Annotated in this window: 1 pseudogene; it reads right to left on the minus strand. The window is 77.2% G+C overall.

Annotation, left to right across the window (positions count from 1 at the left end):
* Nucleotides 1–267 (minus strand): annotated as a pseudogene (locus tag AX737_RS34265) (universal stress protein); the annotation flags it as partial.

Below are 267 nucleotides of genomic sequence, written 5' to 3' on the forward strand. Positions count from 1 at the left end.
GAATTCGCGGACCCGGGCGTGATGGTAGGCGCCCATGACGATCATGTCGGCGCGCAGGCGGCCTGCCTGGGCGCGCAGGGTGTCGGCGACGTCGCCGGCGCGGGGCAGGTCGGTGACGGCGACGCGCACGCCGTGGCGGGCGAGGTGGGGGGCGAACTCGGCGCCGGGGAGGCTTGCGTGGATCTCGGCCTCGGTCGCGACGGCCACGATCTCGACGGCCTCGGCGGCGCGCAGGAAGGGCAGGGCGTCGTTGGCGGCGCGCGCGGC

Origin of the sequence: Methylobacterium sp. CCH5-D2 (genome assembly GCF_001556475.1) — a bacterium.
GTDB lineage: Bacteria > Pseudomonadota > Alphaproteobacteria > Rhizobiales > Beijerinckiaceae > Methylobacterium > Methylobacterium hispanicum.